This is a genomic window from Acinetobacter sp. 5862, assembly GCF_024494585.1.
Lineage (GTDB): Bacteria > Pseudomonadota > Gammaproteobacteria > Pseudomonadales > Moraxellaceae > Acinetobacter.
This window is the reverse complement of sequence record NZ_JANHGP010000055.1, coordinates 108,223-119,501: the sequence shown is the minus strand read 5'-3', so window position 1 is coordinate 119,501 and position 11,279 is coordinate 108,223. Positions and strand designations below refer to the sequence as shown.

General features: G+C 41.0%; 8 protein-coding genes. All 8 read left to right on the top strand.

Annotated elements, in window-relative coordinates:
* The first annotated feature begins 264 nt into the window (after positions 1-264).
* The 8 genes from sdhC (at position 265) to sucC (ending at position 11,275) form a co-directional block, all read left to right on the top strand.
* Positions 265-666 carry a succinate dehydrogenase, cytochrome b556 subunit gene (gene sdhC, locus NO346_RS11145; protein WP_256415196.1) on the top strand — a complete coding sequence of 134 codons (402 nt, stop codon included), beginning with the start codon at positions 265-267 and terminating at the stop codon, positions 664-666.
* Entirely contained in the window at positions 666-1,031 is a 366-nt protein-coding gene (sdhD, locus tag NO346_RS11140) for a succinate dehydrogenase, hydrophobic membrane anchor protein (RefSeq protein WP_087536947.1), read from the top strand. The genes sdhC and sdhD overlap by 1 nt, the downstream gene beginning before the upstream one ends.
* Positions 1,032-1,043: 12 nt before the next feature.
* Complete coding sequence (sdhA, locus tag NO346_RS11135; RefSeq protein ID WP_087546576.1) at positions 1,044-2,939, top strand: succinate dehydrogenase flavoprotein subunit; 1,896 nt, start codon at positions 1,044-1,046, stop codon at positions 2,937-2,939.
* A 14-nt stretch (positions 2,940-2,953) separates the two neighbouring features.
* On the top strand, positions 2,954-3,664 hold the full coding sequence (locus NO346_RS11130) for a succinate dehydrogenase iron-sulfur subunit (RefSeq protein ID WP_005161752.1): 711 nt from the start codon (positions 2,954-2,956) through the stop codon (positions 3,662-3,664).
* Positions 3,665-4,405: 741 nt separating this feature from the next.
* Entirely contained in the window at positions 4,406-7,246 is a 2,841-nt protein-coding gene (locus tag NO346_RS11115; RefSeq protein ID WP_256415195.1) for a 2-oxoglutarate dehydrogenase E1 component, read from the top strand.
* Positions 7,246-8,442, top strand: a complete 1,197-nt coding sequence (gene odhB / locus NO346_RS11110; protein WP_178882412.1) for a 2-oxoglutarate dehydrogenase complex dihydrolipoyllysine-residue succinyltransferase — start codon at positions 7,246-7,248, stop codon at positions 8,440-8,442. Before NO346_RS11115 ends, odhB begins: the two co-directional genes overlap by 1 nt.
* A 96-nt stretch (positions 8,443-8,538) precedes the next feature.
* Positions 8,539-9,972 (top strand): dihydrolipoyl dehydrogenase, encoded by a 1,434-nt coding sequence (lpdA, locus tag NO346_RS11105; protein ID WP_178882411.1) that lies wholly within the window; start codon positions 8,539-8,541, stop codon positions 9,970-9,972.
* Positions 9,973-10,108: 136 nt separating this feature from the next.
* The gene (gene sucC / locus NO346_RS11100) at positions 10,109-11,275 is read left to right on the top strand and encodes an ADP-forming succinate--CoA ligase subunit beta (RefSeq protein WP_004664440.1); all 1,167 of its coding nucleotides are present in this window, start codon (positions 10,109-10,111) and stop codon (positions 11,273-11,275) included.
* The last annotated feature ends 4 nt before the right edge of the window (positions 11,276-11,279 follow it).

Sequence of the window (11,279 nt, the reverse complement as noted above, 5' to 3'; positions counted from 1 at the left end):
AACTTATATTTTATTTTTATATAACAGTAATATATTGGGTTTTATTGCTGTTTCCAACGCAGCTTAAACACGCATTAAATGTGAATGATTCTTATTTCATTGGATTTTCGACTAAAGCGAAAACTGATTGTTTGTATTTTGATATTTCACGTTTTATAATTCGTTGTCGTTATATAGGTTAGGCGTGCATTATGCTTGCCTGACTATGCCAGCTTTCCTTTGAATTAATTCAAACAAACTCCAGATGGAGTTTCTACCTACAGGATGCCCGCTGTGAAAAGCAACAGACCTGTCAATTTGTCCATGGGTCAGGTGTTAGCGGTAAATTTACGCTCACCCGTGGCTATTGCATCAATTCTACACCGTTTATCAGGTGTAATCGTTTTCTTATTAGTCGCTGTTCTTTTGTGGATTTTGGATAAATCTTTATCTTCACCAGAAGGATTTGACTACGTTAAAAATGTCGTTTTCGGAAATATCATTGTACGTTTCATCGTATGGGTATTTGTAGCTGGGTTAATTTTCCACTTTATTGCAGGAATCAAGCACTTGCTTGCTGACATGGGTTTTGCGGATGAATTACAAAGCGGTCGTATCGCAGCTACTATTTCATTGATCTTGTCTGCGCTTGGAATTATCGCAGCTTTCGTATGGATTATGTTCTGATGAAAAGTGCTACAGGTTTAACAGGTTCAGGTTCTCGCGATTGGTATATCCAGCGTGTGAGTGCGGTTGTATTGGCTGCCTATACTGTTGTTCTGTTTGGCTGGATTCTCTGCAACAGCGGATTTGGCTATGAACAGTGGGCTGGCTTTATGTTGACTCTGCCAATGAAGATTTTTTCTTTGCTGGCCGTATTATCGCTCGTTGCACATGCCTGGATTGGGATGTGGCAAGTCTTTACTGATTATGTAACGACTCGTCAAATGGGTTCTTCGGCTTCAGGTTTACGCCTTGTACTCACTACAGCTGTCATTATTTCAGTGTTCGTGTACGCAATCTGGGGTATCCAGATTTTCTGGGCAAATTGATAGGAAGAGATCATGGGCGCAATTAACCCTAAAGAAGATTATTCAAATATTCAAAACCTCACTTTCGATGCAGTTATTGTTGGTGGTGGGGGTTCTGGTATGCGTGCTTCTTACCAACTTGCTCAAGCTGGTTTAAAAGTTGCAGTATTGACCAAAGTATTCCCGACACGTTCGCATACTGTTGCTGCTCAAGGCGGTATTGGTGCATCGTTAGGTAACATGCAAGAAGATAACTGGCATTATCACTTCTATGACACGGTTAAAGGTTCGGATTGGTTAGGCGATCAGGACGCAATCGAGTTCATGACACGTGAAGCGCCAAAAGTTGTTTATGAGCTTGAGCACTTAGGTATGCCGTTTGACCGTAACGAAGATGGTACGATCTATCAGCGTCCATTTGGTGGTCACTCTGCAAACTACGGTGAAAAAGCTGTACCACGTGCGTGTGCTGCTGCTGACCGTACAGGTCATGCATTACTTCATACTTTGTATCAAAGTAACGTAAAAATGGGTACTCAGTTTTACGTTGAATGGATTGCATTAGACCTAATCCGTAACGAAGCAGGTGATGTTCTTGGTGTAACCGCAATTGACCAAGAAACAGGTAATATTGCAGTATTCCAAGCGAAAGCGACTTTATTTGCTACTGGTGGTGCTGGTCGTGTTTATCGTGCATCAACCAATGCTTATATCAACACTGGTGATGGTCTTGGTATGGCTGCTCGCGCAGGTATTCCATTACAAGATATGGAATTCTGGCAATTCCACCCAACGGGTGTTGCGGGTGCGGGCGTATTGTTAACTGAAGGTTGTCGTGGTGAAGGTGGTATCCTTCGTAACAAAGACGGCGAACCATTCATGGAACGTTATGCTCCAACTTTAAAAGACTTGGCGCCACGTGACTTCGTATCACGTTCAATGGACCAAGAAATTAAAGAAGGTCGTGGTTGTGGTCCTAAGGCGGATTATATCTTGTTAGATATGACGCATTTGGGTGCTGAAACGATTATGAAACGTCTACCATCTGTATTTGAGATTGGTAAGAAGTTCGCAAACGTTGACTGTACCAAAGAGCCAATTCCAGTTGTACCAACAATCCATTATCAAATGGGTGGTATTCCTACGAATATTCATGGTCAAGTGGTTGTACCACACGGTGTTGAAGAGGGTGAATTCTCTGCGCACTATAATAAAGATACCAAAGAGTATTCTTATAAAGGTACACGTGACTATGTGAAACCAGTAAAAGGTTTCTATGCGATCGGTGAATGTTCTTGCGTATCAGTACATGGTGCAAACCGTTTAGGTACAAACTCATTGCTTGACCTTGTGGTATTTGGTAAAGCAGCGGGTGAACACATCATTGACTACGTGACTAAACATCATGGTGATGACTATCAACCGCTTCCGACTGATGTGTTGGAAAACACATTAAAGCGTATTCGTAAGTTAGATGATTCAACCACGGGTGAAAATGCGCAAGAAGTTGCTGATGCAATCCGTGACATCGTACAAGATCACGCAGGTGTATTCCGTACTCAAGCATTGCTTGATAAAGGCGTAAAAGAAATTCTTGCGATTGAGCCACGTGTTCGTAACATTCATTTGAAAGACAAATCTAAAGTATTTAACACAGCACGTGTTGAAGCATTGGAAGTTGAAAACTTGTATGAAGTTGCAAAGGCGACTCTAATTTCTGCTGCTGCACGTAAAGAATGTCGTGGTGCGCATACAGTTGTTGACTATGAGTTAGCACCTGATCACCCAACTTATTCATACGGTCGCCGTGATGATGAGTGGATGAAGCATACTTTATGGTATTCATCAGACAACCGTCTTGAATATAAGCCGGTACGTTTCAGCCCATTAACGGTTGAAGCAATTGAACCTAAGCCACGTACATTCTAATCGGGAGAACAAAGATGAGTAGAGGTACTCGTACATTCGAAATCTACCGCTATGATCCTGATAAGGATAAAGCGCCGTACATGCAAACTTTCAAACTTGAGTTAACCGATAAGCACCGTATGTTGCTTGATGCGTTACTTGCGTTGAAAGTACAAGATGAGTCATTAACATTCCGTCGCTCTTGCCGTGAAGGTATTTGTGGTTCGGATGGTGTGAACATCAATGGTAAAAATGGTTTAGCGTGCTTGTGGAACTTGAACGATTTACCAGAGAAGATTGTGATCCGTCCTTTACCTGGTTTACCAGTGGTAAAAGATTTGGTTGTAGACATGAACCAGTTCTATGATCAATATGACAAGATCCAACCGTTCTTGATTAACAATCAGCCTGCTCCTGCGAAAGAGCGTTTGCAGTCTCAAGCAGATCGTGAACATCTTGATGGTTTGTATGAATGTATTCTATGTGCATGTTGTTCAACTTCATGCCCATCGTTCTGGTGGAACCCTGACAAGTTCTTGGGACCATCTGCACTGTTAAATGCTTATCGTTTTATTATCGATTCGCGTGATACGGCAACACAAGAGCGTTTGGCTCGTTTAGACGACCCATTCTCTTTGTTCCGTTGTAAAGGGATCATGAACTGTGTATCAGTTTGTCCTAAAGGTTTAAACCCGACGAAGGCAATTGGTCACATTCGTAATATGTTGTTAGACCAAGCTGGTTAATACAGTTTTCTGACATGTGAAAAGGGAACTTTTTAAAAGTTCCCTTTTTTATTTTGTTTAAATCCTTTTTTGTGTTGGGAGGTGCAAGGCTTATTATCGAATCCTTAAAAAAATATTATTGAGTGTTGAAATTTATAAATTTTGAGCTTAATAAAAATGACTTGGATGAATAGGAAAAATGAATGATCTATTTTTAGGCGCTCTGCATAATGTTTGTGCAAGAATTGTAGAAAATCTTTAACTTTGGTCGATAAGGGTGCAACAATTATAAAAAGGGCGGTATATTAGAATATAATGAAGAATGTGTATTTCGCTGCTTTATAGATGGTATGTGTCAAAAAAATCAATTCGTACATGAGAACATGTTACGATTTCTGCCACGACCTGAAGTAAAAAATAAGCATATTCCTGATGTTATATCGCTCTAATGCTTACCAATTGTATGGATATAGTTTGGGTTAAAGTCAATTTAGAAAAGTTAATATTTTTGTTAATTTTTCTAAAATGGTTTGCAAAAAATTGCTCGATTTCATCGAGTATAAGGATGAGTTATGTGCTTTGAATTGAAAGTGCATAGCTCATTTATTACATCAAAAGGAATACTCCTGATGTGTAGTGATAATGTCTCAAGGTTGGATGATCTTGAGTAGTAGTGTCATGTTACCAATTTGATACTATGAATCATGGGTGTGCTTAAAAGGCAACCTGTATTATTTTTTGCAATAGGAAATGGGTCCAAAAATGCAAGAAGTTGCTGACGCACTGCGTCTTGACACTGAACTTTCCGCTGATAGTGCAGCGTATATTGAAGAGCTTTACGAACAGTACCTAACTTCTCCAACCTCAGTGTCAGAGGATTGGCGTGAATATTTCGATAAATACCCTAAAGGTGATCAACCACACGGCAGTGTGCGCGAGCAATTCCTCCTTTTGGGTCGTAATTCAAACCGAGTTCAACCTGTTGTACAAAGCACTGTAAGTACAGAACATGAGCGTCGTCAAATTGGTGTATTACAACTGATTGCTGCTTATCGTAACCGTGGTCATCAAAAAGCCAAACTTGATCCATTAGGCCTTGCGAAACGCGAAGAAGTTCCAGATCTTGATTTATCTGCACACGGTTTAACTAAATCTGATTTAGATACTGTATTTAATACAGGTAACCTCGCGATTGGGAAAGCAGAAGCGACATTGTCTGAAATGGTTGAATCCATGGAAGCAATTTACTGCTCTTCAATCGGTGCAGAATACATGCATATCGTTGATACCAAAGAAAAGCGTTGGATTCAACAACGTTTGGAAGGTGCTCGCGGTAAATTCAACTATACCAATGATCAGAAAAAAGGTTTTCTTGAGCGTTTAACCGCTGCGGAAGGCTTAGAGAAATATCTTGGTAATAAATTCGTTGGTGCGAAACGTTTTGGTGTAGAAGGTGGTGAGTCTTTTATTCCAATGATGAATGAAATCATTCAACGTGCAGGCAGCGTCGGTTGTAAAGAAGTTGTGATTGGTATGCCACACCGTGGTCGTCTCAACCTTCTTGTGAACATCATGGGTAAAAACCCAGCGGATCTTTTTGGTGAATTTGAAGGCAAGAGCCTACATAAAAAAGGTTCTGGTGACGTTAAGTATCACCAAGGTTTCTCTTCAAACGTAATGACTCCGGGTGGCGAAGTTCACTTAGCATTGGCGTTTAACCCATCACACTTAGAGATCGTTGGCCCTGTAGTTGAAGGTTCGGTTCGTGCGCGTCAAGTTCGTCGTAAAGATATTGGCGGCGATGACGTTCTTCCAGTGATTGTACATGGTGATGCTGCATTTGCGGGTCAAGGTGTAAACCAAGAAACCTTCCAAATGTCACAAACACGTGGTTACACAGTGGGCGGTACTGTTCATATCGTGATCAATAACCAAGTGGGCTTCACAACTTCTGATCCGCGTGATACACGTTCTACAGAGTATTGTACTGACGTTGCGAAGATGATTCAGGCGCCGATTTTCCATGTGAATGGTGATGATCCTGAAGCTGTGATTTTCGTAACTCAGCTTGCACATGATTTCCGTCATACTTTCCGTAAAGATGTCATCTTAGACTTGTTCTGCTACCGTCGTCGTGGTCATAACGAAGCGGATGAACCATCTGCAACTCAACCATTGATGTATCAAGTGATCAACAAGAAAGCAACAACACGTACGTTGTATGCTGATCAATTGGTTCAAGAAAAAGTGCTTGATCGTGCAAGTGCTGATGCCATGGTTGAAGGTTATCGCTCTGACTTAGAAGCAGGTAATCATGTTGCCAATGCTTTAGTTCGTGAACCAAACAAAAAAATGTTTGTAGATTGGTCGCCATATTTAGGTCATGAATACACAGATATTTGGGATACAACTTTTAGCATCGAACGTCTAAAAGAACTTGGTTTGAAAATGAATACATTACCAGAAGGTTTTGTATTACAACGTCAAGTTCAGAAAGTGATCGAAGATCGCGTGAAGATGCAAACAGGTGAAATGCCACTGAACTGGGGTGCCGCTGAAACTTTAGCTTATGCATCTTTGCTTGACGATGGCTTCCTTGTGCGTATCACGGGTGAAGATGTGGGTCGTGGTACATTCTCGCACCGTCATGCCAAATTACATAACCAAGTCGATGGTTCGGTTTATATTCCACTTTGTCATATCAAAGAAAATCAGCCACGTACTGCGGTCTATGACTCTTTGTTGTCAGAAGAAGCAGTGCTTGCATTTGAATATGGTTATTCAACGACATTGCCGAAAAGCTTAATCGTTTGGGAAGCACAATTTGGTGACTTCGCAAACTGTGCGCAAGTTGTTATTGACCAATTTATCGCTTCGGGTGAAACCAAGTGGGAGCGTGTGTGTGGCCTAACCATGTTGTTACCACACGGTTATGAAGGCCAAGGTCCAGAGCATTCATCTGCACGTTTAGAGCGTTTCTTACAGCTTTGCGCTGAAGACAATATGCAAGTGATGACACCGACAACACCAGCGCAGATTTTCCATGCATTGCGTCGTCAAGCGGTTCGTCCGATTCGTAAGCCAATGATTGTAATGTCACCAAAATCATTACTCCGTCATAAACTTGCGACTTCAACTTTAGATGAATTAGCAAACGGTTCATTCCAAACTGTGATTGATGAAGTTGATCAAATCAATAAAGCTGATGTGACTCGTTTAGTTCTTTGTGGTGGTAAGGTTTATTACGATTTACTCGAAAAACGTCGTGAGCTTGGTCTAAACCATATTGCGATTATTCGTATCGAACAATTGTATCCATACCCAGAACAACGCTTAGCTGAGGTTATGGCTCAGTATCCAAACATTCAAGAACTTGTTTGGGCACAAGAAGAGCCGAAGAACCAAGGTGCTTGGTTATTTATCGTTCCTCGTTTATATGAAGACGTTCTTAAATCAGGTAAACAAATTCGTATTAGCTATGCTGGTCGTGACGCATCTGCCGCACCTGCTTGTGGCTCGCCATACTTGCATGCAAAACAACAAGCTCAGCTTATCAATGACGCACTTGCGATTGAAGTTGAACAATCAGGAGATTCTAAATAATGGCAACCGAAATTAAAGCACCGGTATTTCCAGAGTCAGTTGCTGACGGTACGATCGCAACTTGGCACAAGAAAGTAGGTGAACCTGTATCACGTGATGAAGTGATCTGTGACATTGAAACCGATAAAGTTGTTTTAGAAGTGGTTGCTCCAGCTGATGGTAGCTTAGTTGCAATCATCAAAGGTGAAGGCGATACAGTTCTTTCTGACGAAGTGATTGCTCAATTCGAAACTGGTGCTGTTGCTGCGGCTGCTCCTGAAGCTGCTGCACCAGCAGAAGCGGCGCCTGCTGCATCTGCCCCTGCGGTGGCTGCATCAACTCAAGCAGTTGATCAAAACCAAGCGCCTGCAGTTCGTAAAGCATTATCTGAAACTGGTATCAATCCTGCTGACGTTCAAGGCACAGGCCGTGGTGGTCGCATCACTAAAGAAGATGTTGCTAGTCATCAAGCTAAACCTGCTGCATCAGTTCAACCATTAAGCGTTGCTGTCGGCGAGCGTATCGAGAAACGTGTTCCAATGACACGTTTACGTAAGCGTGTTGCTGAGCGTTTATTGGCTGCGACACAACAAACTGCAATGTTAACAACGTTCAACGAAGTTAACATGAAACCAATTATGGAAATGCGTAAGCAATATAAAGATGCTTTCGAAAAACGTCATGGTGCACGTTTAGGCTTTATGTCTTTCTTCGTTAAAGCGGCAACTGAAGCGTTAAAACGCTACCCAGCTGTAAACGCTTCTATCGATGGCGACGATATCGTATATCACGGTTTCTATGACATCGGTGTAGCTGTTTCTTCTGACCGTGGTTTAGTTGTGCCAATCCTTCGTGATACTGATCGTATGAACTATGCTGAAGTAGAAGGTGGTATTGCTGCATATGCTGCTAAAGCACGTGAAGGTAAATTATCGATCGAAGAAATGACTGGCGGTACATTCACTATTACTAATGGTGGTACTTTTGGTTCATTACTTTCAACACCTATTTTAAACCAGCCACAAACAGCGATTCTTGGTATGCATAAAATCCAAGAACGTCCTATGGCGGTAAATGGACAAGTTGAAATCTTGCCAATGATGTATTTAGCGCTTTCATATGACCACCGTCTAATTGATGGTAAAGAAGCAGTAGGTTTCTTAGTAACAATTAAAGAATTGTTAGAAGAGCCAGCTAAACTTATTCTTGACCTATAACTTATTATTTAAAAATCATCCCTAACTTTTCTTTAATTAAGAAAGTTCAATCCCCTTAATCTAAAGGGGATTTAGGGAGATTGATTGGAGATAAAAATGTCTCAACAGTTTGATCTTGTTGTTATTGGCGGTGGACCTGGTGGTTATGAAGCAGCAATCCGTGCTGCACAACTAGGTTTTAAAGTTGCATGTATCGAAAAACGTATTCATAACGGTAAACCATCTTTGGGTGGTACATGTTTGAACGTAGGTTGTATCCCTTCTAAAGCATTGCTTGACTCTTCTCATCGTTACGAAGCAACAGTTCATGAACTTGCTGAACACGGTATCACGACTGGTGAAGTTAAATTTGATTTGGATACTTTGTTAGCTCGCAAAGACAAAGTTGTTGATCAATTGACTGGTGGTGTTGCTCAATTACTTAAAGGTAATGGTATCGAGTGGTTACAAGGTACTGGTAAATTACTTGCAGGTAAAAAAGTAGAATTCACACCGTTTGAAGGTGAAGTACAGGTTTTAGAACCTAAATATGTCATTCTTGCGACTGGTTCTGTACCTGTAAATATTCCAGTAGCTCCAGTTGATGAAGACTTAATCGTTGATTCTACTGGTGCATTAAAATTCCCAGAAGTTCCTAAACGTCTTGGTGTGATTGGTGCAGGTGTTATTGGTTTAGAACTTGGTTCTGTATGGCGTCGCCTTGGTTCGGAAGTTGTTGTGTTTGAAGCATTAGATGCTTTCTTACCAATGGCAGACAAAGCATTGGCGAAGGAATATCAAAAAATCTTGAAAAAACAAGGTTTAGATATCCGTATCGGTGCAAAAGTTTCTGGTGCTGAAACCAATGGCCGCGAAGTAACGGTTAAATATAACCAAGCTGGCGAAGACAAAGAACAAGTTTTTGACAAGTTAATCGTATGTGTAGGTCGTAAGGCATATGCAGAAGGTTTATTGGCAGAAGATTCTGGCATTAAATTGACTGAACGTGGTTTGGTTGATGTCAATGATCAGTGCCAAACATCTGTTGAAGGTGTTTACGCGATTGGTGACTTGGTACGTGGTCCAATGCTTGCTCATAAAGCAATGGAAGAGGGCGTAATGGCAGTTGAGCGTATTCACGGTCATGCTGCTCAAGTGAACTATGACACAATCATCAGCGTTATTTATACACACCCAGAAGCTGCTTGGGTTGGTTTAACTGAAGAACAAGCTGCTGAAAAAGGTCACGAAGTTAAAGCAGGTCAATTCCCGTTTGCGGTGAATGGTCGTGCGTTGGCTGCTGGTGATACTGCTGGTTTTGTGAAGTTCGTTGCTGATGCAAAAACTGACCGTTTATTAGGTATGCACGTTGTGGGTCCAAATGCATCTGATATCGTACATCAAGGTATGATCGCACTTGAATTTGTATCTTCAATTGAAGACCTACAATTAATGACTTTTGGTCATCCAACTTTCTCAGAAGTTGTACATGAAGCCGCGCTTGCTGTTGATGGTCGTGCCATCCACGCGATTCAACGTAAACGTAAATAACAAAATAAGTGTGGTTCGCCACACTTTTTAATTAATGATGGTTGAAATAAAAACAATCATTTACTCAACTTGTAACAGTCTATAATTTATAATATATCTAGACTGTATGACAATAAACTACATAGTAGGTAACTGAATGAACTTACATGAATATCAAGCTAAAGCATTATTGAAAAAATATGGTATGCCAGTACAGGAAGGTATCTTGGCAACAAATGCAGATGAAGCCGTTGCTGCGTTTGAACAGCTTGGTGGTAAATTTGCTGTAATGAAAGCACAAGTTCATGCTGGTGGTCGTGGTAAGGCTGGCGGTGTAAAAGTTGCGAAATCAAAAGAAGATGTTATCGAATTTGCAAACAATATTATTGGTACGCGTCTTGTAACGTATCAAACAGATGCAAATGGCCAACCAGTAAATAGTATTATTGTTGCTGAAGATGTATATCCAGTTGAGCGTGAGCTTTATTTGGGTGCGGTTGTAGACCGTTCTAGCCGTCGTATTACTTTCATGGCTTCTACCGAAGGTGGTGTAGAAATCGAGAAAGTTGCAGAAGAAACGCCTGAAAAAATTATTAAAGTTGAAGTCGATCCACTTGTTGGCTTACAACCATTCCAAGCGCGTGAAGTTGCATTTAAATTAGCATTAAAAGATAAACAAGTCGGTCAATTTGTTAAAATCATGACAGCTGCATATCAAGCATTTGTAGAAAATGATTTTGCTTTATTTGAAATTAACCCACTTTCAGTACGTGAAAATGGTGAAATTTTGTGTGTTGATGCAAAAGTTGGCATTGACTCAAATGCGTTATACCGTTTACCAGAAGTTGCTGCTTTACGTGATAAATCTCAAGAGAATGAGCGTGAATTAAAAGCATCTGAATTTGATCTTAACTATGTTGCTCTAGAAGGTAATATCGGTTGTATGGTGAATGGTGCTGGTCTTGCAATGGCAACAATGGACATCATCAAACTTTATGGTGGTCAACCTGCAAACTTCCTTGACGTTGGTGGCGGTGCAACCAAAGAGCGCGTAATCGAAGCGTTCAAAATCATCCTTGCTGATACGTCTGTACAAGGTGTTTTAATCAACATCTTCGGTGGTATCGTACGTTGTGACATGATTGCTGAAGCAATTATTGCAGCGGTTCAAGAAGTAAATGTCACTGTACCCGTTGTTGTTCGTTTAGAAGGTAACAACGCTGAGTTAGGTGCTAAATTACTTGATGAATCAGGTTTGAAATTAATTTCTGCGAATGGTTTATCTGATGCCGCAGAAAAAGTTGTAGCTGCAGTTAAAGCGTAAGGAG

What these genes read in the sequence shown, in the direction of transcription:
- sdhC (WP_256415196.1), top strand. Translation starts at nt 265, where the DNA reads ATGCCCGCTGTGAAAAGCAACAGACCTGTCAATTTGTCCATGGGTCAG.
- sdhD (WP_087536947.1), top strand. Translation starts at nt 666, where the DNA reads ATGAAAAGTGCTACAGGTTTAACAGGTTCAGGTTCTCGCGATTGGTAT.
- sdhA (WP_087546576.1), top strand. Translation starts at nt 1,044, where the DNA reads ATGGGCGCAATTAACCCTAAAGAAGATTATTCAAATATTCAAAACCTC.
- NO346_RS11130 (WP_005161752.1), top strand. Translation starts at nt 2,954, where the DNA reads ATGAGTAGAGGTACTCGTACATTCGAAATCTACCGCTATGATCCTGAT.
- NO346_RS11115 (WP_256415195.1), top strand. Translation starts at nt 4,406, where the DNA reads ATGCAAGAAGTTGCTGACGCACTGCGTCTTGACACTGAACTTTCCGCT.
- odhB (WP_178882412.1), top strand. Translation starts at nt 7,246, where the DNA reads ATGGCAACCGAAATTAAAGCACCGGTATTTCCAGAGTCAGTTGCTGAC.
- lpdA (WP_178882411.1), top strand. Translation starts at nt 8,539, where the DNA reads ATGTCTCAACAGTTTGATCTTGTTGTTATTGGCGGTGGACCTGGTGGT.
- sucC (WP_004664440.1), top strand. Translation starts at nt 10,109, where the DNA reads ATGAACTTACATGAATATCAAGCTAAAGCATTATTGAAAAAATATGGT.